This window comes from Guyparkeria halopsychrophila (assembly GCF_044582135.1).
Taxonomy (GTDB): domain Bacteria; phylum Pseudomonadota; class Gammaproteobacteria; order Halothiobacillales; family Halothiobacillaceae; genus Guyparkeria.
Window position 1 is genome coordinate 46,030 of record NZ_JBDODP010000017.1, and the last position, 23,057, is coordinate 69,086.

The 23,057-nt window shown below is 64.8% G+C and carries 18 protein-coding genes; 8 read left to right on the plus strand and 10 right to left on the minus strand.

Annotation, left to right across the window (positions count from 1 at the left end):
• Position 1: 1 nt before the first annotated feature.
• The gene (locus ABGV18_RS08645) at positions 2-1,339 is read right to left on the minus strand and encodes a homoserine dehydrogenase (protein WP_396582328.1); all 1,338 of its coding nucleotides are present in this window, start codon (positions 1,337-1,339) and stop codon (positions 2-4) included.
• A 5-nt stretch (positions 1,340-1,344) separates the two neighbouring features.
• Entirely contained in the window at positions 1,345-2,553 is a 1,209-nt protein-coding gene (alaC, locus tag ABGV18_RS08650) for an alanine transaminase (RefSeq protein ID WP_396582326.1), read from the minus strand.
• A 379-nt stretch (positions 2,554-2,932) separates the two neighbouring features.
• Between alaC and ABGV18_RS08655 the strand changes: the two genes are divergently transcribed.
• From ABGV18_RS08655 to ABGV18_RS08665, 3 genes are all read left to right on the plus strand, one after another.
• Complete coding sequence (locus ABGV18_RS08655; protein WP_396585678.1) at positions 2,933-4,552, plus strand: methyl-accepting chemotaxis protein; 1,620 nt, start codon at positions 2,933-2,935, stop codon at positions 4,550-4,552.
• 164 nt (positions 4,553-4,716) lie between these two features.
• Positions 4,717-6,282, plus strand: coding sequence for a BCCT family transporter (locus tag ABGV18_RS08660; protein WP_396585679.1), 1,566 nt, complete (start codon positions 4,717-4,719; stop codon positions 6,280-6,282).
• A 132-nt stretch (positions 6,283-6,414) separates the two neighbouring features.
• Positions 6,415-7,224: a dienelactone hydrolase family protein gene (locus ABGV18_RS08665; protein ID WP_396585680.1), complete on the plus strand. Its 810-nt coding sequence runs from the start codon at positions 6,415-6,417 to the stop codon at positions 7,222-7,224.
• An 82-nt stretch (positions 7,225-7,306) separates the two neighbouring features.
• Here the strand turns inward: ABGV18_RS08665 and ABGV18_RS08670 are convergent, their stop codons facing one another.
• Complete coding sequence (locus tag ABGV18_RS08670) at positions 7,307-7,549, minus strand: hypothetical protein (protein WP_396585681.1); 243 nt, start codon at positions 7,547-7,549, stop codon at positions 7,307-7,309.
• 208 nt (positions 7,550-7,757) lie between these two features.
• On the opposite strand from ABGV18_RS08670, the gene ABGV18_RS08675 reads away from it, so the two are divergent.
• Both ABGV18_RS08675 and ABGV18_RS08680 read left to right on the plus strand, forming a co-directional pair.
• Complete coding sequence (locus ABGV18_RS08675; protein WP_396585682.1) at positions 7,758-10,739, plus strand: PEP/pyruvate-binding domain-containing protein; 2,982 nt, start codon at positions 7,758-7,760, stop codon at positions 10,737-10,739.
• Between the two features lie 108 nt (positions 10,740-10,847).
• Positions 10,848-12,083: a hypothetical protein gene (locus ABGV18_RS08680; protein ID WP_396585683.1), complete on the plus strand. Its 1,236-nt coding sequence runs from the start codon at positions 10,848-10,850 to the stop codon at positions 12,081-12,083.
• 4 nt (positions 12,084-12,087) lie between these two features.
• Here ABGV18_RS08680 and ABGV18_RS08685 read toward each other — a convergent pair whose 3' ends face one another.
• Positions 12,088-12,999 (minus strand): serine hydrolase, encoded by a 912-nt coding sequence (locus tag ABGV18_RS08685; RefSeq protein WP_396585684.1) that lies wholly within the window; start codon positions 12,997-12,999, stop codon positions 12,088-12,090.
• 217 nt (positions 13,000-13,216) lie between these two features.
• On the opposite strand from ABGV18_RS08685, the gene ABGV18_RS08690 reads away from it, so the two are divergent.
• The gene (locus ABGV18_RS08690; protein ID WP_396585685.1) at positions 13,217-14,437 is read left to right on the plus strand and encodes an Npt1/Npt2 family nucleotide transporter; all 1,221 of its coding nucleotides are present in this window, start codon (positions 13,217-13,219) and stop codon (positions 14,435-14,437) included.
• 89 nt (positions 14,438-14,526) lie between these two features.
• On the opposite strand, the gene ABGV18_RS08695 is transcribed toward ABGV18_RS08690, so the two are convergent.
• The 6 genes from ABGV18_RS08695 to moaE form a co-directional block, all read right to left on the minus strand.
• Positions 14,527-15,312, minus strand: a complete 786-nt coding sequence (locus ABGV18_RS08695; protein ID WP_396585686.1) for an SPFH domain-containing protein — start codon at positions 15,310-15,312, stop codon at positions 14,527-14,529.
• A 39-nt stretch (positions 15,313-15,351) separates the two neighbouring features.
• Positions 15,352-16,776 (minus strand): NfeD family protein, encoded by a 1,425-nt coding sequence (locus tag ABGV18_RS08700; protein ID WP_396585687.1) that lies wholly within the window; start codon positions 16,774-16,776, stop codon positions 15,352-15,354.
• Positions 16,777-16,945: 169 nt separating this feature from the next.
• A complete protein-coding gene (moaA, locus tag ABGV18_RS08705; RefSeq protein WP_396582313.1) occupies positions 16,946-17,959 on the minus strand; it encodes a GTP 3',8-cyclase MoaA in 1,014 nt (337 codons plus the stop codon).
• 252 nt (positions 17,960-18,211) lie between these two features.
• Positions 18,212-18,700: a cyclic pyranopterin monophosphate synthase MoaC gene (gene moaC / locus ABGV18_RS08710; RefSeq protein WP_396582311.1), complete on the minus strand. Its 489-nt coding sequence runs from the start codon at positions 18,698-18,700 to the stop codon at positions 18,212-18,214.
• On the minus strand, positions 18,697-19,890 hold the full coding sequence (locus ABGV18_RS08715; RefSeq protein ID WP_396582310.1) for a molybdopterin molybdotransferase MoeA: 1,194 nt from the start codon (positions 19,888-19,890) through the stop codon (positions 18,697-18,699). The genes moaC and ABGV18_RS08715 overlap by 4 nt, the downstream gene beginning before the upstream one ends.
• 12 nt (positions 19,891-19,902) lie before the next feature.
• Positions 19,903-20,373 (minus strand): molybdopterin synthase catalytic subunit MoaE, encoded by a 471-nt coding sequence (moaE, locus tag ABGV18_RS08720; RefSeq protein WP_396582308.1) that lies wholly within the window; start codon positions 20,371-20,373, stop codon positions 19,903-19,905.
• A 416-nt stretch (positions 20,374-20,789) separates the two neighbouring features.
• On the opposite strand from moaE, the gene soxC reads away from it, so the two are divergent.
• Both soxC and ABGV18_RS08730 read left to right on the plus strand, forming a co-directional pair.
• Positions 20,790-22,160: a sulfite dehydrogenase gene (gene soxC / locus ABGV18_RS08725; RefSeq protein ID WP_396582307.1), complete on the plus strand. Its 1,371-nt coding sequence runs from the start codon at positions 20,790-20,792 to the stop codon at positions 22,158-22,160.
• Entirely contained in the window at positions 22,138-22,803 is a 666-nt protein-coding gene (locus ABGV18_RS08730) for a c-type cytochrome (RefSeq protein WP_396582305.1), read from the plus strand. Before soxC ends, ABGV18_RS08730 begins: the two co-directional genes overlap by 23 nt.
• Positions 22,804-23,057: the final 254 nt, after the last annotated feature.

Here is a 23,057-nt window from a genome sequence, read left to right on the forward strand (position 1 = left end):
GTCAGGCGTCGAGCGTCTCCACGCGCATGCGCACGACCGGGGCGCGGACGGTGTCCAGCGCCTCGATCTCGGCGAGCGCATCGTCCATGTCCTTTTCGCGCACCTGGTGGGTCAGCATGACGATCGGCAACGTGCGCTCGTCCTCGGTCATCTCCTTCTGCATCATCGCCTCGATCGATATCTCGTGGTCGGCGAGGATCTGGGCGATGCGTGCCAGCACGCCGCGCTTGTCCTCGACGGCAAAGCGCAGGTAGTAGGCCGTGGCGATCGAGGCCATCGGCACCACCGGCATGTCGCTGATCTGATCCGGCACCACAGCCAGATGCGGCACACGGTGCATCGGGTCAGCGGTAAGCGTGCGCACCACGTCGACCAAGTCGGCGACGACCGCCGAGGCCGTGGGCTCGGCGCCCGCGCCGGCACCGTAATACAGGGTCGGGCCGACCGAGTCGCCCCAGACCAATATGGCGTTCTGCACGCCATCTACGTTGGCCAGCAGGCGGCGCTCGGGAATCAAGGTCGGGTGGACGCGCAGTTCGACACCGTCGTCGCGCTGGCGCGCAATCCCCAGATGCTTGACCTGGTAGCCGAACTCGCCGGCATACCGCACATCATCGGTCTCGATGCCTGAGATTCCTTCCGTGTAGACCTCGTCGAACTTGAGTGGCATGCCAAAGGCGATCGCGGCGAGGATGGTCAGCTTGTGTGCCGCATCGATCCCCTCGACGTCAAAGGTGGGATCGGCCTCGGCGTAGCCTAGGTACTGGGCCTCGGCGAGCACCTCGGCGAAGGCCCGGCCCTCGTCGCGCATGGCGGTGAGGATGTAGTTGCCGGTGCCGTTGATGATGCCGGCCAGCCACTCGATGCGGTTGCCCGCCAGGCCTTCGCGGATCGCCTTGATGATCGGGATGCCGCCGGCCACTGCCGCCTCGAAGGCCACCATGGTGTGGTGCTTCTGGGCCAGCTCGAACAGCTCCATGCCCTCGTGGGCGACCAGCGCCTTGTTCGCGGTGACCACCGGCTTGCCCAGCTCGAGCGCCCGACGCATCAAGTCGCCGGCAGGCTGCATGCCGCCGATCAACTCGACCACGACATCGACGTCGGGGTTCTCGACCACCTCCATCGGATTGGTGGTCAGCAGGATGCCCTCCAACGGGCAGATACGAGGGGCGTCGAGATTGCGCGCCGAGGCATGCACCACCTCGATGCGACGGCCGGCACGGCGGGCGATTTCCTCGGCGTTACGGGTCAACACATTGACCACGCCCCCGCCGACGGTACCTAGCCCCAACAGGCCGATACGAACCGGCGGTAATTCTTGATGTTGATTCGTCTGCATGTCGCTCATTGTCCTCCCTCCGACGGCACGGGCACACCGTGGGCGCGGAACATCGCCTTGATGCCACGGATAGCCTGCCGGGTGCGGTGTTCGTTCTCAATCAGGGAGAAACGCACGTGATCATCGCCGTAATCGCCAAAGCCAATGCCCGGCGAGACGGCCACTTTGGCCTCGGCCAGCAACAACTTGGTGAATTCCAGCGAACCCATGTGGGCAAAAGCCTCGGGGATCTTCGCCCAGACGAACATGGTCGCCTTGGGCGGCTCGACCGGCCAACCGGCCGCGTTCAGGCCCTCGCAAAGCACGTCGCGGCGACGCCGGTACATGTCGCAGATCTCGTGCACGCAGGTCTGATCACCCTCGAGCGCGAGGATCGAGGCCACCTGAATGGGCGTGAAGGTGCCGTAATCGAAGTACGACTTGATTCGTGCCAGCGCGTTGACCAACGTCGGGTTGCCCACCATGAAGCCCACGCGCCAGCCGGGCATGTTGTAGCTCTTCGAGAGCGTGAAGAACTCCACGGCCACGTCCTTGGCGCCCGGCACCTGCATGATCGACGGCGCCTTGTAGCCATCGAAGACGATGTCGGCATAGGCCAGGTCATGTACCACCCAGATACCCGCCTCGCGGCAGATCTCGACCACCTTCTCGAAGAACTCCAGGTCCACGCACTGCGTGGTCGGGTTCGCCGGGAAGTTGAGGATCAGCATCTTCGGCTTGGGCCAGGTCTCCTTGATCGCCCGCATGAGCTCCTCGAAGAAATCCACCTCCGGGGTCAAGCGCACGTGGCGGATGTCGGCGTCCGCGATCACCGAGCCATAGGGATGGATCGGATAGGCCGGATTGGGCACCAGCACGGTGTCCCCTGCCGACATGGTCGCCATGGCCAGGTGCCCCAGCCCTTCCTTGGAACCGATGGTGACGATTGCCTCGGACTCGGGATCGATATCCACGTCGTAGCGCGAGCGATACCAGTTGGCAATCGCCCGGCGCAGGCGCGGAATCCCCTTGGACTGGGAGTAGCGATGCGTGTCACCACGACGGGTGGCCTCGACCATCTTCTCGACGATATGCGGTGGCGTCGGCTGGTCGGGATTGCCCATGCCGAAATCGACGATGTCCTCGCCGGCGGCACGCGCCTTCGCCTTGAGCTCACCAATGATATTGAAGACGTAGGGCGGCAGTCGCTTGATGCGGGCGAAATGTTCGTTCACTTGGATTCTTATGCGTCTTGGAGAGGTGGACAAAACGACGCCGGATCGGCGGAAGGGCCGGGCGCAGGCAAAGGGTACAAACAGTAAGGAGCGGGGCCCATCCTGTCAATCCGCGCGGCGATCGAAACGCCCAGAGACCAGCGCAAATCCGGCCCGCGGCCGGCCCCTTCGGCCGATCACGCATCAACAAATCGGAGGGAGTAGAAAATGCGCTTATTGGCATATGCCGACGGGCTGATCTAGCGTCGACGCCGACGACAAAAACCACATAAAACCAATGGTTTTGGTCGGGTACAGCCGGAACCACTGAACACGATCCGCGGGGATCGGGGCCGGTCGACCGGACCGACACAACTCAGCACGGAGCGCAAGAATCACCATGAAGGTCAATCTACCGGTCACGCAGAAGGACGTCGATTACCCCGCGGACATGCAACTGATCTCCACCACGGATCTCAAGGGTCAGATCACCTACGTCAACCAGGATTTCATCAAGGTCAGCGGCTTTTCCTGGGACGAGCTGATCGGCCGCCCGCACAACCTCATCCGCCACCCGGACATGCCGGCGGCCGCCTTCAAGGATCTCTGGCAGACCATCAAGGCCGGGCGGATCTGGCATCAACTGGTCAAGAACCGCTGCAAGAACGGCGACCACTACTGGGTGGATGCCTACGTCACACCGGTGTACGCCGGTGACGAGATCGTCGGCTACCAGTCGATTCGCACCAAGCCCAGCAAGGAGGCGATCGCCAAGGCCGAGAACCTGTATCGATGGATGAACGAGAAAAAGGTCGAGAAGCTGCCGTCGAAAAAGCGACTCGCCGACCTAAGCCTATCGCGCTTCTCGCTCATGGGCCTGGCCGCACTGGGCATGATCCAATTGCTGGAAGTCATCGATCCACGCTGGCTGGCTGCCAGCGGCAGGCTTGGCCTGGAACTGTTCGGCATCCTGCTGACTATCGCCCTGGCCTGGCTGCTCTGGCGAGGAATCTTCCGCCCGCTCGAACAGACGAGTCAGATCCTGCGACGCATCGCAGGCGGCAAGCTCCGTCAGCCCATCCACGTCAGTGGCGAGAACGAGATCGGCCAGATCAACCAGTCGGCCAAGCTGTTGCAGGCGCGCCTGGGCACGGTGTTCGGCCAGTTCACCGAATCGGCCTTGTCGCTCACCGCCTCGGCCGACCAGCTTTCTGCCACCGGCGCACAGACCTCCCGGCGCATGGATCAACAAACCCGCGAGGTCGAACAAGTGGCCACGGCCATGAACGAGATGGCACAGACGGTCGAGGAAGTCGCTCACAGCGCCGCGCGCACCGCCGAGACCGTCGAGCGTGCCGATCGCGAGGCCCACGGCGGCAAGGAACAGGTGCGACGCACCCACGCGGCCGTCGGGGAACTTTCCAGTCAATTCGAACAGACAGCTGGATCAATCGAATCGCTGCGGGCCCACGGGGACCGGATCGACAGCATCATCCAGGTGATTGGCGGCATTGCCGATCAGACCAACCTGCTCGCCCTGAATGCGGCCATCGAGGCTGCCCGGGCCGGGGAACACGGTCGGGGCTTCGCCGTCGTCGCCGAGGAGGTCCGCTCGCTCGCCAGCAAGACGCAGGACTCGGCTGGCGAGATCCGCGACATGATCGAAACGCTGCGCCAGGGTATTCGGTCGGCGGTGGAAAGCGTCGAGCAGGGCCGCGGCCGCATGGATGACGTCGAACAGCAGGCCGGCGCCACCGACCGAGCGCTCGACTCGATCACCGAGGCCGTCGACGAGATCAGCCAGATGAGCACCCAGATCGCCACCGCCACCGAGGAACAGAGCGCGGTCGCCGAGGAAATGAGCCGGAACATCACCTCCATCTCCGGCGAAACCGAAGAAACCAACGAGAACAGCCGCGATATCGCCACCCTCGGCCAGGCACTTTCGACGATGGCAGCCGACCTGCAAACCCTGCTGGCCCAGTTCAATCACGACGGCCGACAGGGAACCGGCGATTGACGCCCAACGCTGCCCTGGGCGTCTCGGATTCGGCAAGCCGTCCTTACCGTCCGCAGCCAAGGCGTCGGCGCACACGCATGCTATCGTTCGCGAAGTTCGCCTGAATTCACCTGGTCACGGACGACCCATCGAGAGGGGAGTCCGTTACCACGAAGGACCTCCCCATGAGCCAGCCTTCGCCTTCCCGTCAATCCACCGAGACCGGCCTTGCCCGCTTCGGTGACCCGCTGGTCCTGATCCTGACCATCGGGTTCGTGCTCGCCTTCATCGGGCTGTCCCTCTGGGACATGGACCGAGTGGCCGACGGCATCGGCTCCGGCTTTGCCTGGACCGCGCGCGTGCTGGGCTCCTATTTTCAGATCTTTCTGCTGCTGACCTTCTTCATCGGCATCGGCGTCGCCCTGTCGCCGGCGGCGAAGGCGCGGGTCGGCGATCTCGAGACGCCCGAGATGAGCACCTTCAAGTGGCTCTCGATCATTATGTGCACCCTGCTGGCCGGCGGTGGCGTGTTTTTCGCGGCCGGCGAGCCGGTCTACCACTTTCTGGTCACCCCGCCGGCCTTCGACACCGAGGCCGGGACCGTTGAAGCCATCGCCGGCGCGCTGGCGCAATCGTTCATGCATTGGGGCTTTCTCGCCTGGGCGGTGCTGGGGTCGCTGACGGCCGTGGTGCTTGCCTACGCCCACTACGTCAAGGGCCAGCCATTGCGCCCGCGCACGCTGCTCTACCCGGTGTTCGGTGAGCGCATCATGCGCGGCTGGTTCGGCGGCGTGGTCGACGCCTTCTGCGTCATCGCGGTGGTCGCCGGCACGGTCGGGCCGATCGGGTTTCTCGCCACCCAGTTGAGCTTCGGCCTCTCCGAGCTGTTCGGCCTGCCGGAAACCTTCGCCACCCAGCTGGGCATCCTCGTCTTCCTGGGCGCCATCTACATCACCTCGGCCGTCACCGGCGTGCACCGCGGCATCCAGTGGCTCAGCCGTTTCAACGTGCTGCTCGCGATCGCGATCGGCGCGGTGATCTTCGTCTTCGGCCCGACGCAGTTCCTGGCCAACGCCTACCTGCAAGGTATGGGCACCTACCTCTCGTCATTCTTTACCATGGCCACCATGACCGCCGAGACGGCACCAGACTGGTGGATGCAATGGTGGACGGTGTTCTTCTTCGCCTGGTTCATCGGCTACGCGCCGCTGATGGCGGTGTTCGTCGCGCGGATCTCGCGTGGGCGCACCATCCGCCAGATGATCCTGGCGGTGGCCGTGATGGCGCCGATCGCGACCACCATCTGGTTCACCCTGCTGGGTGGCTCGGGCATCTACTACCAGCTCAACGGCGTCTTCGACCTGACCGAACCACTGAACAACTTCCAGTTCGACGTGGCGACGCTCACCGTCGCCCAGGCCCTGCCGGGCGGCACCTGGATGGCCGCGGCGATCATGCTGCTCACCCTGATTTTTGTCGCCACCACCGGGGATTCCATGAGCTATTCCATCGCCATGGTCGGGTCGGGCCACGATGCACCGCATCCGCTGGTCCGCGCCTTCTGGGGCGGCATCATGGCGGTCATGGCGGCGGTGCTCCTCTACATGGGCTCCGGCCAGATCAGCGTCCTGCAGCAGTTCATCGTCATCACCGCCATCCCGGTGTCGTTGATACTGCTGCCCTCGCTCTGGACCGGGCCAAAAACGGCCTACGCCATGGCTCGCGCACAGGGTCTGCTGCCCGAGGATTGAGCACACGCATCCTGATTTGCCTGCCTATACTCCCGGGGAGATGTCCTGAAAGATTTCCCGGGGAGATATCCCGGGGAAATATCCTGGGGACATTTCTGGGCAGATTTCTTTCAGCGGGAGGAGCCAGTGACCATGCATACCGGAACAACCACCACGATGCGCACGCCGAGAACCGCCCTGTCCACGGCGATGATCGTCGCCGGGCTGACCTTCCAGGCACCCATTCTCGCCGACAGCCACGGCGGCAACTGGGAGCCCGGCGGCGAAGACATCGGCTACCAGATCGACGGCGAGGCCTTCGAGGGCTACCTCTCGTCGGCCGACGGCGACTCACGCGGCACGGTGCTGGTCATCCACGACTGGGACGGCATCGACGACTATGAGCGCAAGCGCGCCGACATGATCGCGGCGATGGGCTTCGACGCGTTTGCCGTCGACCTGTACGGCGATGGCAACCGGCCGCAGGAGACCGGCGCCAAGAAGGCGGAGACCGAGCGTCTCTACAAGGATCGCGAGCGCATGCAGGCGCTCACGCTCGGTGGCCTGGAGTTCGCCCGCGAGCAAGGCGTGGCCGAGAAGACCGTCATCATGGGGTACTGCTTCGGCGGCGCGGTGGTACTGGAGGCCGCTCGCAACGGGCTGGTCGACCAGGCCCTGGGCTATGCCACCTTCCACGGTGGACTGGGCACGCCCGAGGGTCAAAGCTGGTCCGCCCCCGACGCGCCTCTACTGATCGCGCATGGCGGGGCCGACTCGATGATCTCGATGAACGACGTCGCCACGCTGTCAGGCGAACTCGAGGACGTGGGCGCGACCTACACGATCGAGGTCTATTCGGGTGCACCGCACGCCTTCACGGTGTTCGGCACCGGGGCCTACCAGGAGCGCGCCGACAAGCAATCGTGGACCGCCTTCACCAGGTTGCTCGACGAGGTCTTCTAAGAAGCCCCCTCACTCGTATAAGAACGCGAAAGGCCCGACTTGAGTCGGGCCTTTCCTGTATCCGGTCGGGCGGCGATTCGAATCAGGTCCGCTGCCACCAGGCGATCCGCGATTTGAGCTTTTCGATGTGCTGGCGAACCGCACGGGAGGCGGCCGTCTCGATCACCGCCTCACGCTGGCGTTTCGGCACGCCGTGCGCGTGGTCCCAGTGCTTCATCTGCGCGGCAAGCGCCGACTTCAACGGCTCGATCTCGACCTTGTTTTCCTCGAGCCAGTCGCGGGCGAACTTGATGGCATCACTGGTCAGTATCTCGCGGCTGGTCATGGGGCAGGACAACTCGTCGGGTCAGGGAAGGTGGGAGATCATTCGGGGTCGTAACGGCCCCTGGAGCAAAACGGCTCGAATCCTACCGGATTAAACACCGTGGCACGACGGCTGGTTCCTCAATCCCTGACGTCAAGGACCGGCACCCGGGCTAGACTCACATGGACACCCTTTGCATCAATCGGTCACGGAGGAGCCTATTCCAGCCATGTTAGGCACATCCACTCCCCAGCCTTGCAACGCGACTGTCTTGCGCCGCGCCGCGCTGATTGTCGTGGCGTTTTTGCTGCTCGGCATGCCTACGCTGGGCAAGCCGGCCATGGCCGATGATGCCTCAACGCCCACCACCGAACAGATGCGCGAGTGGATCGAGGCAATGAAAACCGCGCCACGCGGGCCGTTCGAGCGGATTCGCTGGTTTTGCGAGGATGGGACCGTCCTGCCACCGAAACCGTATGCCTGTGGCGATCACGGCGGCGGCATCCAGCACGGTGAATGGAACGAGCGCACACAGACCATCCGTGCCCAGGGGTATCCGCTGGCCACGCTGCTCGCGGAACTCGAGCCGAGCGATTACCTCGGGTCTGATGGCCAACACGAGGCGTTGCGCCATATCCTGATCGAGCGCTTCCTGGTCCGCGCCGATGATGGCTGGGTCTTCCGTCGTGCCCGTTACTACCGCGGGGCGATCCAGGTCGAGGACGAGATCCACCAGGCGCGCGCCCTGTTGCTCGACCTGGCCGGGGATCCCTGGTGGCGCGACCCAAACCGCTTCCTGCTGCTGCGCGAGGCGACCCGCCTGTTGCCGGTCGATGGTGACCACCCGGCGGCGAGTCGGGCCCGCGATCTCGCCATCGAGATCGCCGAGGCCGACCCGGCCTTCCAGGACCTGCGGATCAAGCTGCACGGCATGCCGGACGCCGGCGACATTCAGCGGGTGACCGAGTACGCCCGACACAACGACGATCCGGCCCTGGACGGTCCATTGGCGACACTGGGCCGGGCACTCGACGCCCTTTACGCCCCCCAGGCCGCCGTGGACCGCCTGCGAGCGCTGGGCGCCCGCAGTTCCGACAACGCCCTGCGCGATTCGCTGCTCGAGGCAGCCGACCGCCTCGAGCAGAGCGAGACGCTCACGGCTCGACTGACCACCACCGGGCAACTCGCGCACCAAGTCCGCCAGCGCATCGAGGCGCCCGCCAGTTCGCCGGAACAGAAGCTACACCTGCTGCAAGCCAGCCTGGCGTTGGAGCAGGAGGCCTTCGCAGTCGCCAGCCACCTGTTCGAGCGCAACGACACTGATCCGGCCACCCGCCACGAACAATTGACCTGGTTACGTGCCCTGGGCGAAAGCTTGTACGGCACCGGCCTGCTGTCCGCCCGACAGTGGCAACACCTCTCGGCGGCCATCGACGGGTTGCTTGACACCCCGGCCGTACCCGCGCCGCGCTATGCCGCCGAGCTGGCCTACCTGGCCCGCACACCCGGCTGGGCGCAGCGAGCGCTCGGGTTTCATTTCGACCGCGCCATCGATCGCTGGGCGGAACTCACCCCGCTGGCCAGGCACTTTATCCCCGACCGCCTGCGCGACAGCCCGTTGCTGTTCTTCAGCCGCCTGCTCGACGGCCTGCGCGATGACGCCGGGCGCCTGACCGATACGCGGCACATTCTGTTCGGTGACCCCCTTGCCACCGGCCTGCGCGCCCTCAATCCCGGCCTGCGTCGTGGTGTGCTACGCACGGCACCGGCCGACGGCAAGCCGTTCGACCCCGAGGACATCTATCTGCTGCCCGAGACCACCGCCTCGCTGCCACCGGTGGCCGGCATCCTGACACTGGGGGCGGGCAATTCGCTTTCGCACGTGCAACTGCTGGCCCGCAATCTGGGCATTCCCAACGTGGTGGTCGATGAGAAGCTGATCGATCGTATTCAGGGGCATGTCGGCGAACCGGTCGTGCTCGCGGCCAGCCCCGGCGGACGTGTTGAGCTGGCCGCCGACGGGCCCGAGTGGCAAGCGGTACTTGGCCGGCGTGAGCATGAGTCCGACCAGCGGATCGAGCCGGACTGGAACAAGCTCGATCTGAACGAGACCGACCTGCGCGCACTCCACGGGTTGCGGGCCGACGACTCCGGACGACAGATCGGGCCCAAGGCGGCCAATCTCGGTGAGCTCGCGCATCACTACCCCGAGCAGGTGAGTGCCGGGCTGACGATCCCGTTCGGGGTGTTCCGTGAATTGATCGAGCGACCCATGCGGCCCGGTGGCCCGACGGCCTTCGAGTGGCTCCAACAGCAGTACGAGCGCCTGCGCCAGATCGAGGATGCCCAGGCCCGCAACGCGGCCACTGCCGAGACCCTGGCCCGCATGCGGGACTGGATCGCGACGGCCGAGTTGCCCGCTGGTTTTCGCGGGCGATTGCGCGGCCGCCTGACCGAGACCTTCGGCTCGGCCGATACCGCGGGCGTGTTCGTGCGCAGCGACACCAACGTCGAGGACCTGCCGGGGTTCACCGGTGCCGGCCTGAATCGCACCGTGGCCAACGTGGTCGGGTTCGAGGCCATCATCGATGCGATCCGCGAGGTCTGGGCCTCGCCATTCACCGAGCGTGCGTATGCCTGGCGTCAGGCTTATATGGACGCGCCGGCGCACGTCTACCCGGCCGTATTGCTGCAAGCCACCGTGCCGGTGGACAGGTCCGGCGTACTGGTCACCTCCGATCTCGACACCGGCGACCGGCAATGGCTGAGCATCGCGGCCAGCGAGGGACTCGGCGGCGCGGTCGACGGGCAGGCGGCCGAGGAGTTGCGTGTGCACCGGGAAAGCGGTGCCGTGCGGCTGCTCAACCAGGCCACGGCACCCACCCGGCTGGCCGCGCGACCGGCGGGTGGCATCCAACGGGTTGCCGCCGAGGGGCCGGCGACCCTGCTCTCGCAGACGGATATCGATCGGCTGCGCGCCCTGGCCGACGACGTCGAAACAAGGGGTCTGCTGCCGGTCGACGACGAGGGGAACCGTCCGGTGGCCGATATCGAATTCGGCTTTGTCGACGATCGACTGGCCCTGTTCCAGATACGCCCGCTGGTGGAGAATCGGCGGGCCCGTGCCGACGAGTACCTCATCACGCTCGACCGCCCGCTGCGTAGAAGCGACGCCGGGGCGGTCGACCTCTCCGGTCCACCCCGTCGATAGCCGGGCGAGATGCCGTTTCGCCTCCGACTGACCTATGCTCGACACATGAGCCCCATTACGCGACAACCCTATCTCCGTCCGACGTTGCCCCCGGTAGCAACATTGGCAATGGCCGGTCTGGTCGGCTTGCTGCTGCCCACCACCCTGCCCGCCTATCCACTCGATGCCGCCGAGGAGACCGGCATCGAACGTCTGGAGGGCTACCGCCTGGCCAACCAGGGGGAGATCGCCGGCAACCGGGTGCCGCCGGGGGCCCTGCTCGACCGCGAACAGATCCGCCTGCGACTGACCGACCGGCCGGGCTTCGAGTTACCTGAGTCCGATGCCGCCCTGACGCGTCGCGTCGTCGGCCTGCTGGGCCCCGAGGCCTCCCGCTACAGCGTCAGCGTGCTCGACATCAGCGACGCGGAGCATCCACGCTACGCCGAGCACAACGGCCTGAACCGCCGCACGCCCGGCAGTATCGGCAAGATCATGCTGGCGACCGCGCTGCTACAGGCGATCGCCGACCTCCATCCCGACGACATCGAGGCCCGACAGCGACTGCTGCGCGAGACGCAGGTCACCGCGGATGAATTCATCCAGTGGGACAGTCACACGGTGCCGTTCTGGGACGGCGAGAACCGCCGTTTCAGGCGCCGCCCGCTGCGCGTCGGCGACACCGCCAATCTCTGGACCTACCTCGACTGGGCCATGTCGGCGAGTTCGAACGCCGCGGCGAGCGCGGTGATGAAGCAGTTGATGCTGCTGCACCACTTCGGCGAGGACTACCCGGTGCCGCCGGAGCGGGAGGCGGAACTGTTCGATCGGCCACCCGCCGAGCGGCGCGAGATCCTGCTCGAGGCCCTGGTCGAGCCGATCGCCCGCAACGGCCTGGATACCGAGCAATTACGCCAGGGGGCATTTTTCACCAGCGGTGGCAAGGCACGGGTCTCGGGCACCAACAGCCTGGGCACCACCCGGGAGTTGATGCATCTGCTGGTCAAGATGGAGAAGGGGGAACTGGTCGACGAATGGTCAAGCCGGGAATTGAAACGATTGCTTTACATGACTCAGCGGCGCATCCGCTACGCCTCCTCGCCGGCACTCGCTGATGCGGCCGTGTTCTTCAAGTCCGGCTCACTCTACAAGTGCGACCGGGACGCAAACCCGGATTGCGGCAAGTACCGCGGTAATGTCTACAACTACATGCACTCGGTCGCGATCGTCGAGCATCCGGCCGGCGACCCGGAACGGGTCTACCTGGTGACGATGACCTCCAACGTGCTCAACAAGAACTCGGCGGTGGCGCACCAGAGTTTCGCTACCCGCCTGCATCGCCTGATGGAGGCCGGGCAGGACTGATCGATCAGCGTGCCGAGACCGATCCCAGTCCGGCCGTGCGAATCGGCGTGTCCATGATCAACTCGTCGAGCTCGACAATCAGCCGCTTGAGCCACTCGCCGCCGCTGGGATTCTGCGCCAGACCCACGGCGATGTAGGTGCGACCGTCGTGCTCGACGATGGCGCTATCGGCATGCCAGTCGCGCCAGGAACCGGACTTGCGGTAGATCTGTGCCTGGGGCACCTCGGCGAGCAGACCGCCGACGAACTTGTGCGAGATGGCGGGTTCACCGAGGATTCGCTTCATCTCGCGGGAGGATTGCGGCGAGACCAGTTGGCCCTTCTCGAGCAGGTAGTAGAACCGGGCGACCTGGAAGGCCGTCGCCCCGTGGGACAGATGATGTAACGGATCGCGCTGATAGGCGGATCCGCGGCCGTATTCCTTGCCAACCCACAGGCCACCGTTGAGTGACTCGTCGTAGAGACGATAGCGCGGCGAACGCAACAGCTCGTTGATGTAGTCTCGACCCACCTTGCCGATCATGGCGGTGGCCGCGGAGTTCGACGAGTTGCGGATCATGCGGGTCATCAGGTCGCGCGTCTCGTCATCGAGTGTCAGCGCTCCCTCATCGACCCGCTGGAAGGCGGCGAGCAGGATCGCGATCTTGGGCAGGCTGGCTGCGTAAAGCATGGCATCGCCATTGACCTCGGCCAGCCGGGGCTGGTCCGGGTCGGTGACGTCAACCAACGCCACCGACAACTGGCCGGCCTCGACCGATTGCCCCAGTTGTAGGGCGTCGAGACGTTCTTCCAGCTGCGCCTGCAGGGCTGGATCCGTGGCGTCACGCAGCGCGACGGCATCTGCCGGCAGGGCCGCCTGTACGAGACCCGCTCCGACCGACCAGAACAGAAAAACCAACGCCAAACGTCGCCACATGGCTACCTCCTGATCCGGCACGCCCGGATGGAAAACAAAATTGACCCGGAACGATACCCCGTTAATGCCGTAAAGTCATATACATAATCCCGTAGAAGGAAGCACGGTGGATCTGAGCACACGATCAAACCAACCCGGATCAGGGGGCCCCGGACCCGAAAACCCTGAACCACCCGGCGGCGCTTCACGCCACCCGTGGCTGCTGCGGCGGGTGCTGTTGTTCACGAACTTCTTCCTGATCATCGCCGCGGTCTATCACCTCAAGCCGGCTAGCCGTTCGCTGTTCCTGACCGCGCTGGGTGCCGATGCCCTGCCCTACGTCTGGATCGCCACGGCGACCGCCCTGGCCCTGACCATCGGCATCTACCACCGCCTGATCGCACGCTATTCCCGGATTCATGTGGTCCTCGGCACCTGCACGATCGTGATCGTGGTGCTTCTGGGCTTCTACCCCTTCCTCGACGGCACGGGTTTCGCCGCCGCGTTCGCCTTCTACGTGTTCGTCGACATGGTCAGCGTGATCCTGGTCGAACAGTTCTGGAGCCTGACCAACACGATCTTCTCCACCCGCGAGGGCAAACGCTGGTACGGGTTTATCGCCACCGGCGGGCTGGTGGGCGGGGTCGTGGGTGGCGTGGCCTCCAGTGCGTGGATACGCCAGGCCGGCCTGGAAACCATGGACCTGTTGCCGATTGCCGCGGCCATCATCGGCCTGATCGCCGGCCTGACCCTGCTGATGGGCCGCACCGGCCTGTACCGGGAAAAGCCCGGTGTGGGTACTCACGCCGCGCAGTCGACCGGCGACTGGCGGGCGATCCTGCATCACCCCTACCTGTTGCTGATCGCGGGGATCCTGCTGCTGGCACAGATCGCCGAGCCGATCATCGAGTACCAGTTCATGAAGGTGGTCGAGGCGACCGTCACCGATCGTGACGCGCGAACCGCGTACCTGGGCGCGTTTTTCGGCGTACTCAGTGCCGTGGCGATCGGCATCAACCTGCTGATCACCCCATTGGTGCACCGTTGGCTGGGGGCGATCGGCGGCCTGTTCGCCCAACCGATCGCGGTAATGGCCGGCAGCTTCGTGTACCTCTCGCAGGCCACCCTGCAAGCCGGCGCGTTTCTCAAGATCGCCGACCGCGGCCTGTCCTACTCGATCAACCGCGCCTCCAAGGAACTCCTGTACGTGCCCATCGAGCCATTGCTGATGTTCCGCGCCAAGGCCTGGATCGACATGTTCGGCTACCGCCTGTTCAAGGTGGTCGGCTCGCTGCTGATCCTGCTGCTGACCCAGTGGCTGCCATGGCCCGTGGAGGCCACACAACTCGCCTGGGTGGTCGTCGCCATCTGCCTGCTGTGGATGGGCGCCCTCACCCGTCTGGGGAGCCGCTATCGCGACATCCTCGCCCGGGCCGAGGCGTTGGCGGAAAATCGCTGACGTTAGCCACCCAGTAAAAAGCCCGACTACCCAGGGGGAGAGTCGGGCGGATGATCCAGAAACACCGGCGAATCGACGCGAGGTGACGCTCAGGCGTCGGGTCGTTTCTGCGCGAAATGGCCGGTGAATTCCTGGAAGGCGTTGGTCAGCTCGATCGGTAACGGGAAGAACACCGAGCTGGTCTTGCCGTTGGTCGCCATGTCCGCCATCGTCTGCAGGTAGCGCAGCTGCAATGCGGCGGGGCTGTCCTTCATCATGTCGGCGGCCTGGACGAGCTTCTCGGCCGCCTGCAGTTCACCCTCGGCGTGGATGACCTTGGCACGACGTTCGCGCTCGGCCTCCGCCTGGCGGGCGATCGCACGAATCATGGACTCATCGAGATCGACGTGCTTGATCTCGACATTAGCGACCTTGATGCCCCAGGCATCGGTCTGCGCGTCGAGAATGCCCTGGATGTCGTTGTTGAGCTTGTCGCGCTCGGAGAGCATCTCGTCGAGATCATGCTTGCCGAGCACGGACCGCAAGGTGGTCTGGGCCAACTGGCTGGTGGCCTGATTGTAATTCTCCACCTGGATCACGGCGCGCTCGGGGTCGACGACGCGGAAATAGAGCACCGCGTTGACGCGCACGGTCACGTTGTCCTGCGAGATCACGTCCTGGCTGGGCACGTCCAGCGTGATGATCCGCAGGTCGACCTTGACCATCTGCTGGATCACCGGGATGACGATGATCAGGCCGGGGCCTTTCACGCGCTGGAACCGACCCAGGAAGAACACCACGCCACGCTCGTACTCGCGCAGCACGCGCAACGACATGGCGATGATCGCAACCAGCACAATCAGCGGCACGATCAGATATCCGAAATTGCCCAGCATCTGCCTTCCCTCCATGGGCCCGACGGCCCTTGCAATGGTCTACTCGATTGGTTCGACGGTCAGGCGCAGTCCGTCAATCGCGACGACCCGCACGTCCTGACCGGCTCGTATCGGGTCGCGGCTGTCGGCGGTCCACAACTCGCTGTGAACGAATACCCGCCCCGTCGTCTCGAAATCTTCCTGGGCGACGCCCTGCATGCCGATCATCTCCTCGTACCCGGTGGCCGGCTTTTTGCGGCGCACGTCGAGGAAGCGCCCCAGCACCCAAATCGAGAAGCCCGCGATGGCGATCGCGACGCCGATGATCAGGGGCAATGCCACGTTCAGGTTGGGGTCGTCCCAGAGCATGATGGATCCTGCGGTGAAGGCGGCGAGACCGCCGATGCCGAGCGCGCCGAAACTGGGCACGAACGCCTCGGCGATCATGAAGATGATGCCGAGCAGGATCAACGCCAGGCCGGCGTAGTTCAGCGGCATGACCTGCAGGGCGAAGAAGGCCAGGATCAGGGCGATCGAACCGATCGTCCCCGGCACGAGCGCGCCGGGGTTGGCCAACTCGAAGATGATGCCGTAGATCCCGATCAGGAGCAGGATATACGCGATGTTCGGGTTCGTGATGATCGCCAGCAGCTTGGCGCGCCAGTCGGGGTCCTCACGGATCACCTCGATGCCTTGGGTCGACAACATCCGGCTCACCCCGTTGACCAGCACCTCGCGACCATCGAGTTGCGCCAGCAGGTCGGAGAGATCCTCGGCGACCACGTCGATGACATTGCGCTCGAGCGCCTCGCGCGCGCCGAGGTTGAAACCCTCGCGCACCGCCATTTCTGCCCAGTCGGCATTGCGATCGAAACGTTCGGCCAGACCCCGGATATAGGCCACGGCATCCTCCAGCACCTTGCGCTCCATGGCATCGCCACCGCGACGTGGGGCCTCGCCAGCGTCCTCTCCATCGTCAGCGGCCTCGGGAGGGTTGTCGTCGCTGCCGTCACCAGCCTCCTCGGGGGGCGTCATGCCCGGCAATCCACCACCGCCCATCTGCACCGGCGTGGCCGAACCGAGATTGGTCGACGGGGTCATCGCCGCGATGTGCGAGCCGTAGAGGATATAGGTGCCGGCACTAGCGGCGCGTGCGCCGGCCGGATGGACGTAGCTCGCCACCGGCACGTCCGCCTGCAGGATGGCCTGGATCATCGACCGCATGCTGGTATCGAGCCCGCCGGGGGTGTCGAGCTGCAAGACGACCAGTTCGGCCCGGCGTGCCTCGGCCGACTCAATCCCGCGCATCACGTAGTCGGCGGTTGCCGGGGTGATCGCGTCCTGTACCGTCAGCAGCACCGCCTGGCGACGATCGTCCTGCGCCGCGGCGACGGCCAGCCAGATCAATCCGGCCAGAATCAACAACGCCCATGCCAACCGGCGCCAGAAAGCGCGAGACGGACGTTCCGGAAATGCAGCCTGCATGCGGGTTTCACCCTCCCTTCCGGTGACCGACGGTCATTTGCCATCAGAACCCGGTAACAGCATAGGCCATTGATCTCACGAGGACAGAGTGAGGCCACGCGGTGGGAACCCCACGAAAAAGGCCGCCCCGTGGGACGGCCTGGCCGGATGCTGCCGCGGCGAGCCGCGCTCAGCCGCCGGTCATCGACATGAAACGGATCACCTTCTCGGGCTTTTCCGTGAACTCGTGACGCTCGGGCTTGAGCGCGATCGCCTGGATCAACGCCTCCTTGAGCTCGTCGTCGGGAATACCCTTTCTGAGCAGCGGGCGGAAGGAGAAGCTCTCTTCCTGACCCAGACACATGTACATGGTGCCGTCGCAGGACAGGCGCACACGGTTGCATGTCTCGCAGAAATGCTCGGACATGGGGGTGATGAAACCGACCATCGTGTCGGTACCGGCCACCTGCAGGTAGCGTGCCGGCCCCGCGCCGGTGACCGAGTTGACCGCCGGGATCAGGTCGTACTTCGCCTTGAGGCGCTTTTTGACGTCCTGGAGGCTGACGTAGTGATCGATCGCATCCCGGCCGGTCTCGCCCATCGGCATGGTCTCGATCATCCGCAGGGTAAAGCCGTTGTCGATGCAGTAGTCGAGCAGGTCCTCGACGTCGTAGTCGTTGATGCCCTTCATCACCACGGCGTTGATCTTGATCGGCGAGAAGCCGGCGGCCTTGGCGGCGGCCAGTCCGTCGAGGACCTTGTCCACCTTGCCCTTGGTGATCGACTTGAAACGCTCGGGATCGAGGGTGTCGAGGCTGACGTTGATGCGGTCGGCGCCCGCGGCCTTGAGGGACTCGGCCATCTTGTTCATGCGGGTGGCGTTGGTCGACAGCGACACGTCCTCGATGCCGGGCAGTGCCGCCACCCGGCCGACGATGTCCTCGATGCCCTTGCGCACCAGCGGCTCGCCGCCGGTAATGCGCACGTGGGACAGGCCCATGTCGGCCATCACCCCCAGCATGCGCTCGATCTCGTCTGGCGTCAGCCAGTGCTCGGGCACCTCGAAGTCCTTGAAGCCCTCGGGCATGCAATAGAAACAGCGCAGGTCGCAGCGGTCTGTCACGGACAGCCGCAGGTAGTTGATGGATCGGCCAAACGGGTCGGTCAACTGCTGCATTTTCTCGTCAGCCCTTGCCTGGACCATGCCGACATCCGAGTGGCATGGGGTTCGTCAACGTGCGCGGCCGGCGTAACGGCCCACCGCGCGGGAATGGGGTCCGGTCGAGGCCGAGGGGTCGGAGTCGACTCTCGACCGGGACCTGCGATGCAGGAGCAAGTGAAACGTGCGTCATGTTCACTTGGACATAACGGTATCAGCCGAGCCTGAAAATGCAAGCGCTATGGCGGGAAAAACCGAACGCACCCGCCGACCCCGCCTCCGCCCGGGCACCGGGCGTCAGGAAGAGGTGCCCGCCTGCCAGTGGCCGCTCTTGCCGCCACGCTTTTCCAGCAGGCGCGTCTGCTCGATCACCATGCCGCGATCAACCGCCTTGCACATGTCATACAAGGTCAGCGCCGCCACCGAGGCCGCTGTCAGCGCCTCCATCTCCACGCCGGTCTGGCCGGTGACGGCACACTCGGCGGTGATATGAACGGCGTGACGGTCGGGCTCGGGGGTGAGCTCGACCTTCACCTTGGTCAACATCAGCGGGTGGCACATCGGGATCAGATCGCCGGTGCGCTTGGCCGCCATGATCCCGGCGATCCGCGCCGTGGCCAGCACGTCGCCCTTCTTGTGACCGCCGGAAAGGATCAGCTCCAGGGTCTCCGGCTGCATGACGATGCGCGACTCGGCCAGGGCGACACGCTGGGTGTGCGCCTTGCCGCCGACGTCGACCATGCGGGCCTCGCCCTTCTCGTCCAGATGCGTGAGTGTGCGGCTCATAGGCCAATCTCCTTGAAGGCGGTGTATTCGACCGGGTCGCCCACTGCGAGGCGGGCATCGGGTGGGATCAGCGCAAGGCCGTCGGCCCAGGCAAGCGAACTGAGCAACCCCGAGTTCTGGTCCGGGTAGGATTCGAGCATCAATCGGCCCTCGACCTCGACCCGGCGCACACGGATGTACTCGGGTCGATCACCGCCTTGACGCGCAGCGGCCAGCGGCAACCACTGCGTCGGCCAGGCACCCGGATCGGTCTGACCGGCCAGCCGGTCGATCGCCAGGCGCACGAATCGCAGGTAGGTGACGAAGGTGGACACGGGGTTGCCCGGCAGACCAAGAAACGGTGTGCCCACCACCTCGCCAAACGCCAGCGGCTTGCCCGGCTTGAGAAAGATGCGCCAGTGATCGATGCGACCCAGCGCCTCGACGCCGGCACGCACCAGGTCGGCCTCGCCCACCGACACCCCACCGGAGGTGACGATCAGATCGGCCTCGGCCGCCTCGCGCAATTGGGTGTCAATCACCTCGCGGTCGTCCGGCAGGCAGCCACGCTGGACGATCTCGACACCAGCGGCACGCAGCAGCGTCTCGAGCATCGGTCCGTTGGCGTCATAGATCTTGCCCGGCGCAAACGGCTCACCGGGCGCCAGCAGCTCGTCGCCGGTGGTCAGCAGCGCGACACGCACCCGCCGGCGCACCGCGACCTTGGCCTCGCCGGTACTGGCGATCAGCCCCATCTGCGGCACGCTAATGCGGGTGCCGGACTCCAGCAGCACCTGCCCTGCCCGCGTGTCTGCCCCGGCAACACGCACGCCGGCACCGATCGCCAGATCCTCGCGCCAACATGCCCGCCCCCCATCGATCTCGACCGATTCCTGCGCAATCACCGTGTCTGCGCCCTCAGGCAACAAGGCACCGGTGAAGATGCGCATCGCGGTGCCGGGCTTGAGCGTTGCCGGTGCGTCGCCGGCGAACTGCTTACCAACAACGGGCAACGACTCGCCGGCCACCAATGGCCCCGCCGCCGCGTAACCGTCAAACAGGCTCAACGGCGCAATCGGGACGTCACGTGGGGCGGCCAGTGGCTCAGCCAGCACGCGGCCAACCGACTCGAGGACGGTCACCCGCTCGATCTCTGCCAGTGGTGCGATCCACTCACCCAGCCTTTCGATCACTTGCTCGACGGATTCCACGCAACCTTCTCCTCAATCGAAATCGGCGAACCAGCGCCGGCGAGCCGCTTCATCACTCTCGCGCGCGTCCACCCAACGGGTGTTGCCCTCGGGGTCCACTTCCTTCTTCCAGAACGGCGCGTGGGTCTTGAGGTAGTCCATGATGAAAGTGCAGGCTTCAAGCGCATCGGCCCGGTGGGCACTGGCGACCGCGACCAGCACGATCTGATCCGTCGGCCGGAGATGACCGACGCGGTGAACGATACTCACGCCGGCCAACGGCCAACGCGAAATCGCCTCATCGGCCACTCGTTCGAGAGCGCGCTCGGTCATTCCGGGGTAATGCTCGAGGACGAGGTCGCTGACCTCCAAATCATCGTTGATATCGCGCACGGTGCCGAGGAAGGTCGCCACCGCCCCGACATGGGCGCATCGCGAACGCAACTCGCCAAGGACATCGGCAATGTTGAAATCGGCTTTTTGGACACGGATGGAACGGTACACGGTGGAGGTCGCTGCCCTGTTGGATATTTCCAACAAACTATAACGACCCAGGTGCCTCGCGCCAAGGCTCGAGCGCCTCAGCCGCGCGCGGGCGCGCTCGCTAATGATGCCCGGACCCGGCCAACCATACGGGTTGATACCCCATTAAATGTTCGAACCCGTATGCGGTTGTTAATTAGCACCCGCTGATGTAGATTGCTGCCGGTTCAATTTTTTGATCGGGTCATCGATGAGGGAACCCGCTTCGGATTGACCCGGCTCGAAGACCCATGAACAATAGCGGGTCATTGTCGACACCGGCGAGTCGCCGGACTGTCCTCAAAACACGCGTCTTTCGGTTGTCGGAGAACCGGGGGGCACGGAATGGATCGAATCTACGTTGATCCGACCAATTGCCTACGATGCAGGAGTGAGCAATGTCAGAAACCACACTTGATCAGACGCCGCAGAGCGATGCCCGCGAGGGCGTAGCTTCCAGCGACCGTCGCAAATTCCTCCGCAAGAGCGTCGCGCTCGCGGCAACCGGTGCTGCCACTGCAGCCGCCGGCAATGCCTATGGCGACGTAAAGCTGGAGACCGTCACGGAGCCGCTGGAAATCGGTTCGACCCGCCACATTCTCGGCCGTGGCGTCGTGTCCGTCCCGTACGGCATGCCGTCCAAGTTCGAGAAGGACGTGGTGCGCCGCAACGTCAGCTGGCTGACCGCCGACACCCTCGCGTCGATCAGCTTCACCCCGTGGCAGGACCTGCACGGCATCATCACGCCGAACGGTCTGCACTTCGAGCGTCACCACGCCGGTGCCGTCGACGTCGACCCGGAGACCCACCAGCTGGTCATCCACGGCATGGTCGACAAGCCGATGGTCTTCTCCATGGAAGACCTCAAGCGCATGCCGTCGCACACCGCGATCCACTTCCTCGAGTGCCCGGCCAACGGTGCCATGGAGTGGCGCGGTGTTCAGATGGACTCCTTGCAGTTCACCCACGGCATGATGAGCTGCGCCGAGTGGACCGGCGTCAAGCTGACCGACCTGATGGAATACGTCGGCGTCGATCCGAAGTCGACCTGGCTGTACGCCGAAGGCACCGATGGCTCAGCCCTGCAGCGCTCCATCCCGATGGAAGGCGCCGAGGACCAGTTCGGCGAGCCGCTCCCGGCCGAAAGCTGCGAGATGTACAAGGACGCCATGATCGCCTACGCCCAGAACGGCGAAGCGCTGCGTGCGGAAAACGGCTACCCGATCCGCTTCCTGCTCCCGGGCTGCGAAGCGAACATGTCGATCAAGTGGCTGCGCCGCATCAAGTTCGTCGACAAGCCGCTGGTCACCTACCAGGAGACTCGGCACTACATCGAGCCACTGCCGGATGGCACCATCCGCCAGTTCACCCTGGTCAACGAGGCCAACTCGGTCATCAACTACCCCTGCCCGGACTACCAGATGAAAGGCAAGGGCAGCTACGAGATTCGCGGCATTGCCTGGTCGGGTCGCGGCAAGGTCAAGCACGTCGACGTGTCCGTCGATGGCGGCAAGAACTGGCAGGAAGCCGAACTGGTCGAGCCCGTACTGAGCAAGTGCGTGACCAAGTTCACGCTCCCGTTCGAGTGGACAGGTGGTGAGCACCTGATCATGAGCCGCGTCACCGACGAGACCGGCTACGTTCAGCCAACCCTGATGCAGCTGCGCAAGGTGCGTGGCTTCAACAGCATCTACCACAAGAATTCCATTCAGGCCTGGAAAATCGAGAAGTCTGGCGAGGTGAAGAATGTCCAAATTGAAAACTTCTAAGTTCAGCCTGGGTCTTGCGGCAGGTGCCATGGCCTTGGGTCTGAGCTCTGTCGGCATCGCAGCCGAGCACGGCAATGGCTTCAACGGCATTGGCAAGAACATCACAGCAAAGGCGATTGAGCCGTGGGACATCAGTGTGTTCTACGACGGCACCAACCTGCCGGAGGGTTCCGGTAGCGTTCAGGCGGGTCAAGACCCGTACGACGCCCAGTGCGCCATGTGCCACGGGGCGTTCGGGGAAGGCGCCGAGGGCTACCCGAAGATGATGGGCGACCCGATGCCGCAGTTCATCAAATCGCTCAAGCAGGGCCTCGATGGGGTCGGCAACCGTGCCGTCAACAACGCCTGGGGCCACGCCCCGACGCTGTTCGACATGATCAAGCGCCACATGCCGTTCTACGCACCGGGCACCATGGGCGTTGACGAGTCCTACGCCGTCACCTGCTACGTGCTGAACCTGGGCATGATCGTCGAGTCGGACTTCGTCTGCAGCGACAAGACGCTTGCAGACGTCGACATGCCGGCGCGTGACTACTACGTCACCGACACCCGTCCGGACACGAACAACCAGCGCTGCATGAGCGACTGCTACGACGCAGAGCCGGAAGTGGTCCACTCAGCTGTCGAGGGCGTGAGCGGCTAAACACCGCCCCTCTGCTTTCAAGCAGAAACGTCCAGCCCCGCCACCCGGCGGGGCTTTTTTGTGCGCGCGGGAAATGGCTCCACGCAACGGCATCAGGTGTGAGTGGATACCCGCAAGCACAGGCTCGATGCGCACCCGACGCAATCTGTGGCGCCCGCCCCGTCGCGATACAAGCGCAACCAGCATGCACTGTGTTCTGCAGCACCGCCTCCCAAGGAACACACCGCCACCGAAACAAAAAAACCCCGCCTAGG